The sequence below is a fragment of the Enterococcus rotai genome, assembly GCF_001465345.1.
Taxonomy (GTDB): domain Bacteria; phylum Bacillota; class Bacilli; order Lactobacillales; family Enterococcaceae; genus Enterococcus_L; species Enterococcus_L rotai.
In genome coordinates this window covers 306,482-321,397 of sequence record NZ_CP013655.1, presented here as the reverse complement: position 1 = coordinate 321,397, position 14,916 = coordinate 306,482, and the positions used below count along the sequence as shown (strand labels likewise).

The 14,916-nt window shown below is 36.4% G+C and carries 14 protein-coding genes and 1 tRNA gene; 9 read left to right on the top strand and 6 right to left on the bottom strand.

Annotated features, from left to right (window positions below):
* Positions 1-116 precede the first annotated feature (116 nt).
* From ATZ35_RS01520 to ATZ35_RS01510, 3 genes are all read left to right on the top strand, one after another.
* A complete protein-coding gene (locus tag ATZ35_RS01520; protein WP_208928869.1) occupies positions 117-1,247 on the top strand; it encodes an LCP family glycopolymer transferase in 1,131 nt (376 codons plus the stop codon).
* A 128-nt stretch (positions 1,248-1,375) separates the two neighbouring features.
* Positions 1,376-2,077 (top strand): glucosamine-6-phosphate deaminase, encoded by a 702-nt coding sequence (gene nagB / locus ATZ35_RS01515; protein WP_086443936.1) that lies wholly within the window; start codon positions 1,376-1,378, stop codon positions 2,075-2,077.
* A 133-nt stretch (positions 2,078-2,210) separates the two neighbouring features.
* Entirely contained in the window at positions 2,211-2,918 is a 708-nt protein-coding gene (locus ATZ35_RS01510; RefSeq protein WP_208928866.1) for an MgtC/SapB family protein, read from the top strand.
* Between the two features lie 73 nt (positions 2,919-2,991).
* Here the strand turns inward: ATZ35_RS01510 and ATZ35_RS01505 are convergent, their stop codons facing one another.
* A complete protein-coding gene (locus tag ATZ35_RS01505) occupies positions 2,992-3,813 on the bottom strand; it encodes a DUF92 domain-containing protein (RefSeq protein ID WP_208928863.1) in 822 nt (273 codons plus the stop codon).
* A 177-nt stretch (positions 3,814-3,990) separates the two neighbouring features.
* Here ATZ35_RS01505 and ATZ35_RS01500 point away from each other — a divergent pair, with 177 nt between their 5' ends.
* Positions 3,991-5,091 (top strand): AI-2E family transporter, encoded by a 1,101-nt coding sequence (locus ATZ35_RS01500; RefSeq protein ID WP_208928860.1) that lies wholly within the window; start codon positions 3,991-3,993, stop codon positions 5,089-5,091.
* A 100-nt stretch (positions 5,092-5,191) separates the two neighbouring features.
* Here ATZ35_RS01500 and nrdF read toward each other — a convergent pair whose 3' ends face one another.
* From nrdF to nrdH, 4 genes are all read right to left on the bottom strand, one after another.
* Entirely contained in the window at positions 5,192-6,154 is a 963-nt protein-coding gene (gene nrdF / locus ATZ35_RS01495) for a class 1b ribonucleoside-diphosphate reductase subunit beta (RefSeq protein WP_208928857.1), read from the bottom strand.
* Positions 6,155-6,595: 441 nt separating this feature from the next.
* Complete coding sequence (gene nrdE, locus ATZ35_RS01490; protein WP_208928855.1) at positions 6,596-8,755, bottom strand: class 1b ribonucleoside-diphosphate reductase subunit alpha; 2,160 nt, start codon at positions 8,753-8,755, stop codon at positions 6,596-6,598.
* The gene (gene nrdI / locus ATZ35_RS01485; protein WP_208928852.1) at positions 8,736-9,113 is read right to left on the bottom strand and encodes a class Ib ribonucleoside-diphosphate reductase assembly flavoprotein NrdI; all 378 of its coding nucleotides are present in this window, start codon (positions 9,111-9,113) and stop codon (positions 8,736-8,738) included. The genes nrdE and nrdI overlap by 20 nt, the downstream gene beginning before the upstream one ends.
* A gap of 1 nt (position 9,114) precedes the next feature.
* Entirely contained in the window at positions 9,115-9,339 is a 225-nt protein-coding gene (gene nrdH, locus ATZ35_RS01480; RefSeq protein WP_010760423.1) for a glutaredoxin-like protein NrdH, read from the bottom strand.
* Between the two features lie 493 nt (positions 9,340-9,832).
* On the opposite strand from nrdH, the gene ATZ35_RS01475 reads away from it, so the two are divergent.
* The 5 genes from ATZ35_RS01475 (at position 9,833) to ATZ35_RS01455 (ending at position 13,834) form a co-directional block, all read left to right on the top strand.
* Positions 9,833-10,303, top strand: a complete 471-nt coding sequence (locus tag ATZ35_RS01475) for a FeoA family protein (RefSeq protein ID WP_208928850.1) — start codon at positions 9,833-9,835, stop codon at positions 10,301-10,303.
* A 1-nt stretch (position 10,304) separates the two neighbouring features.
* The gene (gene feoB, locus ATZ35_RS01470; RefSeq protein ID WP_208928847.1) at positions 10,305-12,458 is read left to right on the top strand and encodes a ferrous iron transport protein B; all 2,154 of its coding nucleotides are present in this window, start codon (positions 10,305-10,307) and stop codon (positions 12,456-12,458) included.
* A 4-nt stretch (positions 12,459-12,462) separates the two neighbouring features.
* A complete protein-coding gene (locus ATZ35_RS01465) occupies positions 12,463-12,594 on the top strand; it encodes a FeoB-associated Cys-rich membrane protein (RefSeq protein WP_208928844.1) in 132 nt (43 codons plus the stop codon).
* A gap of 111 nt (positions 12,595-12,705) precedes the next feature.
* A tRNA-Lys gene (locus ATZ35_RS01460) sits at positions 12,706-12,778 on the top strand.
* Positions 12,779-12,955: 177 nt separating this feature from the next.
* On the top strand, positions 12,956-13,834 hold the full coding sequence (locus ATZ35_RS01455; protein WP_208928841.1) for a hypothetical protein: 879 nt from the start codon (positions 12,956-12,958) through the stop codon (positions 13,832-13,834).
* 443 nt (positions 13,835-14,277) lie between these two features.
* Here the strand turns inward: ATZ35_RS01455 and ATZ35_RS01450 are convergent, their stop codons facing one another.
* Complete coding sequence (locus tag ATZ35_RS01450) at positions 14,278-14,739, bottom strand: phosphatidylglycerophosphatase A family protein (RefSeq protein ID WP_208928838.1); 462 nt, start codon at positions 14,737-14,739, stop codon at positions 14,278-14,280.
* Positions 14,740-14,916 lie beyond the last annotated feature (177 nt).

Sequence of the window (14,916 nt, the reverse complement as noted above, 5' to 3'; positions counted from 1 at the left end):
GTTTTTTACAAATACATTAAGATATCATGCCAATTCCCCAAAAAAGTTGCGGCATGATTCAAATTGTGAGAAAATAGGTTTCATGAATTATTCTTGCAAAAATGAGGAAGTGTCTTATGAACCTATGGAAAAAAGTAATATTAACTGCTTTAGGATTAGTTCTTGTTTCAGTTGCGGGTTTTTGTGCATATGGGATTAAAATGTATTCAGATGCAACTGGTACCGTAAAAGGTGTCTATGAATCAATCGATCGAACTTCTAAACGAAGAGAGACGGCTGTCAACATCGATGCACAAGAACCTTTTTCGGTTTTACTGATGGGAATCGATACTGGAGATTTAGGACGAACAGAACAAGGTCGTTCTGATACGACTATGGTAGTTACTATTAATCCTAAAGAAAAAAAATCCACAATGATTAGTTTGGATCGGGATATTTTAACTGATATTGTTGGATATGGGACCGAAGATAAATTAAATCACGCCTATGCTTTTGGTGGTGCGAAGATGGCGATTGATACGGTTGAAAATCTATTGGATATTCCAATTGATAATTATGTATCGATCAATATGAAAGGTATGAAAGATTTAATTGATGCTGTAGGCGGTATTGAAGTGGATAACCCATTTGAATTTACGTTAGATGGTATTACAGTTCCTAAAGGTCATATCAAACTTGATAGTGAGACTGGCCTAGCCTATGCACGGATGCGTGAGGAAGATCCGGAAGGCGATATTGGGCGTCAGCGTCGTCAAAGAGAAGTTGTTGAAAAAATTGTCAATAAAGTCATCAGTTTAGATGGTGTTGCTAAATATAGAAAAATTTTAGATGCAGTAAAAGATAATGTAAAAACTGACTTAACTTGGGACAATATGGTTGATATCCAGAAAAAATATATGCCTGCTTTCAAAGATATTGATTCTTTACAGTTAGAAGGTGAGGGTCAAGAAATTGGTGGGATTTATTACCAAATTTTGGACCCAACTAAGTTATACGATATACAAACGGATCTGCGGGCGCAGCTAGGGCTACCTGAAAATAAAAAAATGCAAGCACAAGATAATAGTAACTATAATAGTTATATTAATGGTAATGAGGCTGGCTCATATGAGTATGGAGGCAATGGCGTATCAGATGCTTCTAATAGCTATAATTACACTCAAGATGCTGCAGGTGTTGATCCTAACAATTATACTGATCAAAATGTAATTGCAGAAGAAACTCCTTATTCAGGAGATGGTTACTAAAGCTAAAACTTCTATTCTTAATCAGAATAGAAGTTTTTTTAATTTCCACCTACTTTAGACTAGAAATCTTTTTTATACGGTGTTATAATTGGACTATACCAAATCTGAATACAAGGGAGCAATTTTTAATGCAAATTATCAAAGTAGCGAACGCTGAAGAAGGCGGGAAAAAAGCATTTGAACTGATCAAAGAAGGCATGAACAATGGTGCGAAAGTTTTGGGTCTTGCTACAGGAAGTACGCCAGAAACTTTATATAAAGAAATGACTGCAAGTGATTTAGACTTTACTGATATGACTTCTGTAAACTTAGATGAATACGTTGGTTTAGGTGGAGAAGATGATCAAAGTTACCGTTATTTCATGAACGATCAATTATTCAATAAAAAACCATTTAAAGACACCTATGTACCTAATGGAAAAGCAGAAGATCTAGCGGCTGAATGCAAGCACTATGAAAGTATTATCGATAGTAATCCAATCGATATCCAAATCTTAGGTATTGGCCAAAATGGACATATTGGTTTTAATGAACCAGGAACACCTTTAGATAGTTTAACTCATGTTGTTGAATTAACAGAATCTACGATCAATGCGAATAAACGTAATTTTGAAAAAGTGGAAGATGTACCAACTAGAGCTGTTTCTATGGGAATTGGTTCAATCATGAAAGGGAAGAAAATGATTTTAATGGCTTATGGAGAAGCGAAAGCAGATGCAATCAAAGGCATGATCGATGGTCCTGTTTCTGTTGACCTACCAGCAAGTGCATTACAAAATCATTCTGATGTGGTTGTCATTATTGATGATGCTGCAGCAAGCAAATTATAAAAATTTATAGAGCTGTGCTGGGATTTAACTTAAATAGTTAGCTCCTAGGCACAGTTTTTTGTTGAGAGGAACGTCATTCTCTTAATCTAAATTAGTGCTATAATGAAATAGAAGAGCAGTAGGAGGAATGAGTATGATGGATATAAGTTTAACAGTTCCTGAGATTATTATACGACTATGTTTGGCTATGCTGATTGGCGGCGTGATTGGATTTGAACGACAATACAAAAATCGACCAGCTGGTATGCGGACACACATTTTAGTTTGTATGGGTGCAACAATTATTGCCTTGATTCAAGTTGAAATTGCAGCGACTGCTTTGCAAGATGCAATCAATCATCCAGAGTTGACTGGTGTGATTCGTTCGGATCAAGCACGTCTAATTGCTCAAGTAGTGAGTGGAATTGGGTTCTTAGGCGCTGGAACGATCATTGTTACCAAACAGTCGGTGACAGGTTTAACCACAGCTGCTTCTCTTTGGGCAGTAGCAGGATTAGGTATTGCGATCGGTATGGGCTACTATGCTATTGCGATTACTAGTTTTGTGGGTGTTTTCATTGCATTGACATTAGTTAGAAAAGTAATTCATGTTCCGACAACGAAAAAATTAGAAATTCGTTATATCCACAAGCAGGAAACAAAAGAATTTATCAATCAATATTTTGAAGAACATAAAATCGAAATAGAAGATGTTAACTTTAATGTGGTATTGGTTGATGATACGCAGATTTACACAAATATTTATACGATCGATTTACCAAAAGGCATGACCTATGCAGAGGTTATAGAGGATCTGTCGATCTATAAAAATATAACGAAATTGCGTTTAGTCAGTATCTGAGTTGCGTTGAAAAACATAAAAAAGAAGGTCCTTGAAAATGTTCAAGTGAACCTTCTTTTTATATTATTACTATTTAGATGAAAAAAAGTATGCTCCAGCTTAACAAGACTGTTAAGCTACCGCTAAGAAAATTAACCCAATCATTTGATAGCCAGGAAATACCACTGATCTGTTTCGTTTGTTGAAGATGGTGTTGTTTTTGTTCAGTCAGTTGTCCACAGATAAGACAACGATACTTTACTTGAAGTGTTGCGCCTAATAAGCTATCCACAAGAGCGTTAATAAGACCGCAAATAAGCGGTACCATGATTAGTAAACTTAAGGGGTAGTGGTAAAGGTGATGCCAACCATAAAGAAGCCAAAAGGTGATTGAAATCAACAAACTACCAAATAAAGAAGCAAGGCTGCCAAGAACAGAAACACCACCAGAAAGACCAGCTTCAACTGATTTAAATGAAACAATCGAGCGTGGGAGTTTGTTACTTAACATACCGATTTCTGAGCCCCAGGTATCAGCTGTTGCTCCTGCGATACCACTAACATAACCAACCATAAATAATTGATTTTTTGTATAGTAGAAAAGAACTAATGAAATAACTGCTGGAAGACTGTTAGCAAATACTTGCCAAGCGTCTCTTGTATGTTTTTTTTCAGTAATAGATTCAATATCAGATATTTTGAGTATCTTTTTTGCTAAATGAATGCACGCAGAACTACAAAAAAATAAAATCAGTAAGCCCCAAGTTTGCCATGAACCAAATCCACAAACGAACATAGCGATAATAACTACAGCTATAACACCTGACTTTGTCAGTAGCTCCATGATATATGAAAGCATGCCAATCAAGCTACCGCCAATAAATCCTAGCAATAATTTATAAATTAAAATAGTCATAAGACACCTCTTGAAGTAATTGATTTGGTCAAATAATTATACAACGTAAGTATAGCATGAAAAAGTTATGAGTATTAGAGAGAAATTTTTTGATAAGATAACAGTTTAAAGTGAAAAAAATCTTTTTATACTTGAAAAGAATGATAGAATGAAATTACTATGTATTGGAGGTTTTGTATGGGTTCTTTATTTAAACAATCAAAGTTATTATTTTGGACAGTAGAAATTGTACTGACGATTATTGGGGTTTTCTTTTTATTAAAGATGCCCAATGTCTTTAGTCCCATTTTAGGAATGGTATCGGCGGTCTTTATGCCGTTATTGATTGCGGGATTCTTATATTATATGTTTGATCCGATCGTCGTTTTTTTAGAGAAACGAGGGCTTCCTAGAATTGGAGGCTTTATGCTTTCATTTGCGATCTTGGTTGTTCTAGTTGCGTTGGTTGTCATGAATGTGGTTCCACAATTGGTCAATCAATCTTTGGAATTAAGTCAATCTCTTCCAAGTTATGCAGAAGAAATGAATCAATGGTTGAAAGATTTAGGCGATTTAGATGCGTTTAAAGGCTTTGATATTCAAGAACAATTGGATAAAGCGAACATTACGATTAGTAATATTTTGAATTTTGCTATTGTGGGGGTAACAAGCAGTCTATCTAAAATTGTTGGGCTATTAATGAGATTCTTTATTTTGCTTTTCACTGTGCCCTTTATTTTGTTTTTCATGTTTAAAGATGGGCATAAGTTTTTGGATGCACTGTCACACTTTTTTCCAAAGAGTATCCGCAGTGAGTTACGTCAAACCGTCAGAGAGCTGAATCAGACCTTATCAGCTTATATCAGCAGTACAGTTTTAGACGCACTGATCATTGGAGTTTTAAGTTTTATTGCAATGACGATATTTAAACAACCTTATGCGTTGTTGTTAGCTGTTTTTTGTGGTCTAACGAATATTATTCCTTATGTCGGCCCATTTATTGGGGCGGTGCCAGCGATTTTGGTCGGTCTATTTATTTCGCCTTGGCAAGCGCTGTACATGGCAGTATCGATTTTAGTGATTCAGCAATTGGATGGTAATTTGATCAAGCCACTTTTAATGGGGAAATCGTTGAATATTCATCCATTGACGATTATCTTAGTATTGATTGCGGCCGGTAGTGTAGGAGGTATCATCGGTATGCTGATATGTATCCCTGTTTATGCGGTGATCAAGACATTAGTTATAAATATTAGCAAAATATATAAGATTAAAAAGGGCAGTACGAAAATGTCATAGACGATCGAGTTATTTGAAGTACTTTTTTCGATGAAAGGATATGTAAAAAATAAGACTAAGATACAACCGTGTGAGGTTAATCTTAGTCTTATTTTTTTGATTAATCCATACCGATCAAATAATCGTCATCTTTCATTGCTTCAACAGTCCCTAGTAGGTAACCATTGCCGACTTGTGAGAAGAAATCGTGATTGCTTGTACCAGTAGAGATACCGTTCATAACGATTGGGTTAACATCATTCGCTGTATCCGCAAATAATGGGTCCATACCAAGGTTCATCAAGGCTTTATTAGCATTGTAACGTAAGAAGGTTTTCACTTCCTCAGTCCATCCTAGCTCATCATATAACTGTTCTGTATAACGTTCTTCATTTTCGTATAGTTCATAAAGAAGATTGTACATCCAGTCTTTCATATCACTTTGTTCTGCTTCAGTAAGTTCGTTGAAACCTAATTGGAATTTATAGCCAATATATGTTCCGTGGACAGATTCATCACGAATGATCAATTTGATGATTTCGGCAACGTTTGCTAATTTATTATTCCCTAAGTAGTAAAGAGGAGTGTAGAAACCAGAATAGAATAAGAATGTTTCTAAAAATACACTAGCAACTTTCTTTTCTAATGGTGTTCCATTTTTATAGATTTCATTGATTTTTTCAGCTTTTGTTTGTAAGTAAATATTTGTATTTGTCCATTCGAAAATTTCATCGATTTCTTTTTTAGTGTTTAACGTACTAAAAATAGATGAATAACTTTTAGCATGAACAGATTCCATAAATTGGATATTGTTTAAGACAGCTTCTTCATGTGGTGTGCGGACATCATTTCTCAGCTGTTCCATTCCACTTTCGGATTGAACGGTATCTAGTAGTGTCAAACCACCAAAAACATACCCTACAGTGGTTTTTTCAAGATCTGAAAGAGTTCTCCAGTCATCAAGATCGTTAGACAAAGGAATACGAGTATCTAACCAAAATTGCTCAGTTAGTTTTTCCCAAGTAGACTTGTCGATAACATCTTCAATAGCGTTCCAGTTGATCGCTTCATAATATGTTGCCATGTATTTTCCTCCTCATTCCCATTACGTTAAAATACAATAAATCATAGAACAAGGCGACCAGAGGGCGCCTTGTTTGTTTCGTTGATCCAGCTTCACGAACTAGCTCTTTGGAAAAAAGATAAAAAAGGCTAGTGACAGAGAGCATCACGATCCTTTTTTCTATTTTTCAGTCAGAGCTGGGCGAGTTCGTTTCGCTTTTCATTGATCCAGCTTCACGAACTAGCTCTTTGGAAAAAAGATAAAAAAGGCTAGTGACAGAGAGCATCACGATCCTTTTTTTCTATTTTTCAGTCAGAGCTGGGCGAGTTCGTTTCGCTTTTCATTGATCCAGCTTCACAGGCTAGCTCTATCGACAAGTAGACAAATTTTTTCAAAGATGAAGAGCATCTTTGAAAAAATTTCCTAACTTGCTCAAGAGCTAAACGAGCCTGTTCCGCTTTTCTAGATGACACAACTTTCACATTGGTTGCTGCCGATTTCTTCAGCATCGTCAGTAAATGTTCGTACATAATAAATTGATTTAACGCCTTTATGGAAAGCATAGTGACGTAAAATATTCAGATCACGTGTTGTTTGTTTTGGTGAATCTTTCCATTCATATAAACCTTCAGGAATTTCAGAACGCATAAATAAGGTTAAACTCATTCCTTGATCCACATGTTGTTGTGCTGTCGCATAGACGTCGATAACTTTACGCATGTCCATATCGTAAGCTGATGTGTAATAAGGAATCGTATCATTTGCTAGATAAGGAGCAGGGTAGTAAATTTTACCGATTTTCTTTTCTTGACGTTCTTCGATCATACGAGTGATTGGGTGGATACTAGCACTTGTATCGTTGATATACGAGATAGAACCATTAGGTGCTACCGCTAAACGATTTTGGTGATATAAACCGTCTTTTTTCACTGCATCACGTAAATCCGCCCAGTCTTCAGGACTTGGGACAAAGATATCTTTAAAGATTTCTTTGACTTTATCTGATTGAGGAGTGAAATCTCCTTCGATATATTTATCAAAGTATGAACCATTAGCATAATCGGATTTATCGAAATTATGGAAGGTTTCATTGTATTGTTTAGCGATATTATTACTTTCAACTAATGTCCAGTAATTTAATAAAGTAAAGTACACATTAGTAAAATCTAGTGAATCTTTTGAACCATATTCCATATGATTTTTGGCAAAGAACGTATGGAGACCCATTGCACCAAGTCCAATTGTGTGACTTAGTTTGTTTCCGTTTTGAATAGAAGGGACGACATCGATATCAGAAGCATCTGTTACAAATGTTAAGGCACGAGTCATGGCACGAACCGATTTACCAAAGTCTGGGCTGTCCATCAAGTTAACGATATTAGTTGAACCTAAGTTACAACTGATATCTGTACCAAGTGTTTCATATTCTTGTTTGCCATTTAAAACAGATGGTGTTTGAACTTGTAAGATTTCTGAACATAAGTTACTCATGATGATTTTGCCATAAGCTGGATTGCTTCTGTTGGCTGTATCAATGTTGATGATATATGGGTAACCAGATTCTTGTTGTAATTTAGAAATTTCATTTTCTAGATCACGGGCTTTGATTTTACGTTTACGAATCTTAGGATTAGCTACTAGATTATCGTATTCTTTTGTAATATCAACATAAGAGAACGGTACACCGTATTCACGTTCAACACTATATGGGCTAAATAGATACATGTCTTCGTTGTTACGAGCTAGTTCATAAAATTTATCAGGAACCACAACACCTAAAGAAAGAGTCTTCACACGAACTTTTTCATCCGCATTTTCTTTTTTCGTTGAAAGGAACATTTCGATATCTGGATGGAAAACGTTTAGGTAAACAACTCCAGCACCTTGACGTTGACCTAATTGATTAGAGTAGCTAAAGCTATCTTCGAACAATTTCATAACAGGAACCACGCCGCTGGCAGCTCCTTCGTAGCCTTTGATCGGAGCGCCTGCTTCACGCAAGTTCGCTAGTGTGATTCCCACACCGCCACCAATACGTGATAATTGTAAGGCTGAGTTGATTGAACGGCCAATGCTGTTCATATCATCTGTTACTTGGATCAAGAAACAAGAAACAAGCTCACCACGGCGTTTACGTCCAGCGTTTAAGAAAGAAGGCGTTGCTGGTTGGTAACGTTGATGGATCATTTCGTCAGCTAGAACTAAGGCTAATTCCTCATTGCCATCAGCAAAGTATAACGCGTTGAAAGCTACACGGTCTTCATAACTCTCTAAGTATTCTGTTCCTGCATTATTTTTAAGGGCATATTGTGAATAAAACTTGTAAGCAGCCATAAATGATTTGAATTCAAACTGTTGTTCATCAAGAAATGTGTATAATTTTTCAATAAAGGCCATAGAATATTTTTCAATAAATGCTGTTTCTAAGTAATCATTTTCAATCAAATAATTGATTTTTTCTTCTATAGTATTGAAGGTTCTTGTGTTAGGAAGAACATTTTCTTGGAAAAAGGCTTCCAAAGCTTCTTTATCCTTATGTAAAGGGATTTGCCCATCTACAGGACGATTGATCTCGTTATTCAGCTTAAAATAGCTGACATCTTTAATTTCTTTTAGACTCAAGTTCACTCACTACTTTCTTAAAGGATTCTACATCTTCATTCGTACCGCTAAATTCAAAAGCAAAAAGCATTGGAACATTGTAATCGCGTGCTATGTCTTTTGCTGTATAGACAAATAATTCAGCAAAGTTGAGATTACCACCGCCAGCTACACCTTGTAAGTGTTCACGATTGGTCTTATAATCAAGAAAATCGTTCACTACTTCAGTGATTTCTTGGTCATAAGTAGGAACGACTAGGACAAAAGGCTCATTTATCTCAAAAAAAGGATTCGCAGGCTCAATTTCGTAAGCTGCTAAATCCAATTTTTTAATGAAGCGTCTGGTTTGTCCGGTGACTGTAAAATAAACAATTTTCATTTTAGCTAGCCAATTGTTTTAATTGATCAGGACGGAATCCTACAACTGTTGTAGCATCAGAAGTGATAACCGGAACACTTTGGAATCCTTGTTCTTTTAACCAGTCGATTGCGTCTGGTTGGATATCGATATTTACTTCTTCAAATGCTATATTATTCTCGCTCAAAAAGCGTTTTGCCATTTTACATTGGATACAATTATTTTTAGAAAAGATTTTTACGTTCATTTTTAATTCCCCCTCAATTAGTTTACTTCACTAGTATAAATCTCTCAGGGAAAAAGTCAACACTTAGGCACTACATATTGTGGTCATTTTTGGATGGAATACCATGTTTTGTGTTTTTGAAAGAAATATGAAAGCACGTATTCTCTAGATTTGAGCGGCTATTCTTGCTATTTTCGTGTTAAAAAAAGAAATTTATTAAAATTTTCAAGGGAATTTCTAATTGGCAAAACACAAGATATAGTGGTCGATTGTTCTGAGAGACACTAATCAAATTAAGCCAGTTAAGTGCAGAATATATTTTCTTACTATAGGTAGAAAGAAGATTGATTTAAGTCTCACAAACAGGTATACTTAATGAGAACGATTATCAATATCATTGATAATTAAAATGAAACTTTTTCACAAATAGTTAGCGTGGTTGTTTTTGTATTGAAAAGTACAAAGTGAAACGTCGTTATCATATAGTGGCATTTAGAATGGGGAGGGTAATCCAATGTTGACATTGGCACAAGCAAAGTTAAACAAGGTTTATACAATTGAAGAGATTCAGGCAGAAGGTTTTGCGAAGAAGCATTTGAATAATCTTGGTCTTGTGCCAGGAGGGAAAGTCGTGTTGGTAAATTATTCGAGTGAGAACGGTATTGTTTTGTTACACAATAGCCGAATTGCGATCAACCTATCTGTATTGAAACAGATTATTATAGTAGAAAAAAGTATGAATGAAGAAAATTGGGTGTCTCTCGACCAATTAACAATTGGGGAGAAAGCGCGTGTAATTGGTATTCATGGGCAAGGGGCTGTCAAAAGACGGTTGATGGATATGGGGCTGACAAAAGGTGTAGATTTACTTGTTAGAAAAATGGCGCCATTAGGAGATCCAATCGAAATCAATTTACGTGGCTATGAATTGACATTAAGAAAAAATGAAGCAGAACTAGTCTTGGTACAGAAAGAGGGGGTATAGGATGAAAGAGCAACATATTGCGCTGACGGGAAATCCAAATAGTGGGAAAACAACAGCTTTCAATGCACTGACAGGTGCCAATCAATATGTAGGAAATTGGCCAGGAGTTACTGTTGAACGAAAAGAAGGTAAACTGAAAAAAAACAAACAAATAACGATTCAAGATTTACCTGGTATCTATTCCCTTTCTCCTTACACTCCAGAAGAAGTAGTTGCCAGAGATTATTTACTGAGCGGTGGACCAGATGTTATTGTCAATATTGTTGACGCGACAAACTTAGAACGAAACTTATATTTAACGACCCAATTGATGGAAACAGGTATTCCAGTTGTAGTTGGATTGAATATGATGGATATTCTGGATAAAACAGGTAGAAAAATCAATATTGAAAAACTTTCCTATGGTTTAGGTGTGGATGTATCTGGTGTTAGTGCTTTAAAAAATCGAGGACTAGATGAATTAGTAAAAAAAGCTGTAAAAGCTGCTGAAATTTTTCCTCCAGAGTTGAACTATCCAACGTATGATAATCGTTTAGAAGCAGCACTAAATGAAATCATGGAGGTTTTGGGAAATAGTGTATTGGAAAGACAAGCCCGTTGGTATAGCATTAAATTGTTTGAACGAGATGCTAGAGTTCATGAGGAACTTGAGTTAAGTGAACACCAACAAAAGGAAATAGAAGAAATCATCAAGATCACTGAACAAATCTTTGGTGATGATAGTGAAGCGATCGTGATCAATGAACGTTATGAGTTTATCACGCGTTTGACTGCTCTATGTGCAATTGAAAAAAATGAAATTACATTTAGTACAAGTGATAAAATCGACCGAATCGTAACCAATCGTTGGTTAGCCTTACCAATTTTTGCACTGATCATGTGGTTTGTTTATTATTTAGCAATTCAAACTGTGGGGACTATGGGCACTGACTGGATCAATGATGAATTATTTGGAAATATTGTGCCGACGACGGTTGAAGGTTTATTAGCAAGTTGGCATGTAGCACCGTGGATGCAAAGTTTGATTTTAGACGGGATCATCGCTGGAGTTGGCGCGGTCTTAGGTTTCTTACCACAGTTAGCTGTTTTATTCTTGTGTTTAGGTTTTCTAGAAGATTGTGGTTATATGTCAAGAATCGCTTTTGTGATGGATCGTTTATTTAGAAAATTTGGTCTATCAGGAAAATCGTTTATCCCGATGTTGATTGCAACAGGCTGTGGTGTACCAGGAGTTATGGCTAGTCGGACGATCGAAAATGAAAAGGATCGTAAGATGACGATTATGGTTACGACATTTATGCCTTGTTCAGCGAAATTACCGATTATTGCCTTGATTGCAGGGGCCTTTTTTCCAAAAAGTAGTTGGGTATCGCCATCCGCTTATTTTATTGGGATCGCAGCGATTGTGTTATCAGGGATTGCATTAAAGAAGACGCGTTCGTTTTCAGGAGATCCAGCACCATTTATCATGGAATTACCGGCGTATCATATGCCTCAATTACGTGGTGTTCTCCGTCATGCTTACGATCGTAGTAAATCATTTGTGAAAAAAGCCGGAACGATTATTTTTGTGATGAGTATCATCATTTGGTTTACGTCTACGTATACATTTACATTACAACAAGCCACTGAAGACCAAAGTATTTTGGCAAATTTAGGTAAAGTCATTGCACCATTATTTGCACCACTTGGCTGGGGTACTTGGCAAGGAGCTGTTGCTACAATCACAGGCTTAGTTGCTAAAGAGAATGTGATTGGTACATTTGGTATTTTGTTTGGTCATTTAGGTGAAGTATCAGAAGATGGTGTGGAAGTTTGGTCTGCATTGCAAGGCGCATTTACCCCCGTTGCTGCCTATTCATTTTTAGTCTTTAATCTATTATGTGCACCATGTTTTGCAGCGATTGGTGCAATTCGTAGAGAAATGGGTGATTGGAAATGGACTTGGGGGGCGATCGGGTATCAATGCGGTTTAGCTTATATAGTCAGTTTCATTATCTATCAGTTTGGGCATGTTATCTTTGAAAATGGCCAAGTTGGTGTAGGAATAATTATAGCGATGCTATTCGTAATCATTATGGGCTATTATCTAATTAGAAAACCAAAAGTAGCGGAAGCACCAGTTGTCACAATGGCAACATTAGAAAGAGGGTAAAAGTATGGCAACGTTGATTTTAGCAGTATTGATTTTTGGTGGAGCAGGATATGTTGTTTATTCTCGAATCAAAAAAGGGAAAAGCTGTGACGACTGTCATACGACCTGTCCTGTAAAAAAAGAACAAGGGGAATAAAAAAGAGTAGATCCAATGAGATAAAATGGTCGTGATTTATTTCATTGGATCTAATGTTTCCTCTTGAACAAACGACTTTCAAGTGCTACAATATTTAAGTACTAATTATTTGGGTCGTTAGCTCAGTTGGTAGAGCAGCTGACTCTTAATCAGCGGGTCATGGGTTCGAGCCCCTTACGACCCATTGGGTGCCAAACCCACGAGAATGGTATTCTGTCGGCGTCTTCGGACGTTTAGAAGATGGAATAGGCGTTCTCTTTTTTTGTTTATTTCCAACTTATTTAACGTAATAATCATATAAAGTGAGTAATCAGCTATTTGATGATAAACTAAAAGAAAGAAACATCTAGGAGGGGAAATCATGAAAAAGAAATTGATTTATTCATTCATATTAATTGCAGGACTATCACTAGCTGCTTGTGGGGGAAAAGGGAAGACAGCAGAAAGTTCTAGTTCATCCAAAAATACTGAAAAAACGAGCCAAACGTCCAAATCAACAAGCACAAGTACCACGAAATCAAGTACAAGCGAAAGCTCTACAAAAACATCTACATCTTCAACAGAAACAAAGACCAGTGAAAGTAATGCTTCCGTAAAAACAGAAAGCAATACGCCAGCTAAACAGGCCGATACAGTGTTGAGTCAATTAAATACAGCATTTTCAACTACACATCTACCGCAGGCTATATTGACGAGCCGAACTGCTGAATATTTGACTGCAGCGACTACGAGTGCAGCAGATCAAGCTAATTTTAGAATTTTGTATTATGCTGAAACGAGCCCAATCGAGGTTAATGATCTGGCCGTCAATGATTTACAACCAATTGCTTCATTTGAGAAAAAAAACTATGCTTCAAACGAAGCAGCGGCTAGTGCGGTAAATCAAATTATCGATAATGGTGGCAATCCGATTGATCTAGGTTATGGAATAACTGGGCATCAGCAAGGAGCGGCAGGTTCTACTTTTTTATCATGGCAGGAAGGAAATTGGAGCTTAGTTGTTCGAGCGTCAAACATCAACGGTGAAGTGGCAGATCCTGTGGCCAAAGAAGCTGTTGCGTACTTAGAAACAGCAATGTTGCCAGCACCTCAAACCGTTGGTCAGATTTCTTTAACAGCTAGTACGAGTGATAGCTATCAAACGAATTCAGTGGTATGGCAAGAAGGAGCAGTTGTTTACACGATTCAACATTCTGATCCGTTACAAGCACTCAAGATGGCTGTGTCAACAAATCAATAATTGAATGAGTTGCTTCTGCATCTACGGTTCTCGTTTCGCTCCGATCCTCGAAGCATGGAGGACCGTTTGCTCTCATCGTGTATTCGAATAGTAAGATCCTGAGATACAACTCTTTGAGTTATACCTCAGGATCGTCTTTTTATTTTTTCTCAAAAGTAAGATGAATAAAGTTTACCGCTATAGGCTTTTGATTTATCTTTTGGGGAAGAAAATCAACGACTGAAAAATTTACTTACAACTGTTGGAAGAACTCTTTGTGCCTATAGCGGCAAACTTTAAACTTAAGTATAGACATTGTCATATACTTTGAACTTATTATAATGTAAGAATTACTGTATAGGCAATTGATACGACGCTAAAAATAGAAATAAAAGCAAAACTCTTTTGTTTAGTCACCAATAAATAGTGAGACAGTAGAGTTTTGCTTTTGTATTTAAGAACAATTATTGTGTGATACTACTTTTATCTGGTTGAGAATGGGCAAGTCGACTCGCTGCGGCTGCCGCAATTGCACCAACGATATCATCTAAAAAGGTATGGACTTGTGGTCCTTCATGTGAATTCAATTTAGCTAAGATACCTGGTTTTACTTTGTCAATGTAGCCGTAGTTGGTAAATCCAATCGATCCATAAACATTCACGATCGAAAGTGCCAAAATCTCATCGATTCCATAGAGACCTTCATCTTCTTCTAGAATTTCTTGTAACGGATGAAGTAACTTTTTTTCTTCAGCTAAAATATCTAATTGGATACCTGTAATGATGGTATTATGGACTTCACGTTTAGATAGAACGCTATCGATATTTTCAATACAAGTTGCCAGATCAAGGTCTTCAATATAGGGTTTTTGTAAAAATAAAACTAATTCAGCTAAATCTTCCATTTCAACGCCACGGTCTTTCAATAACTGAAAAAACTTGGAAAATCAGGAAGAAAGTTGTTGACAAATAACAAACAACCTGATAAACTAATGAAGTTGTCGCGAAACATTCGATAACATCAAGCAGAAAAAAACTTTGAAACTTTTTTTAAAAAAGTGTTGACATCAAATCGAAGATTTGATATGATATAAAAGTTGCTG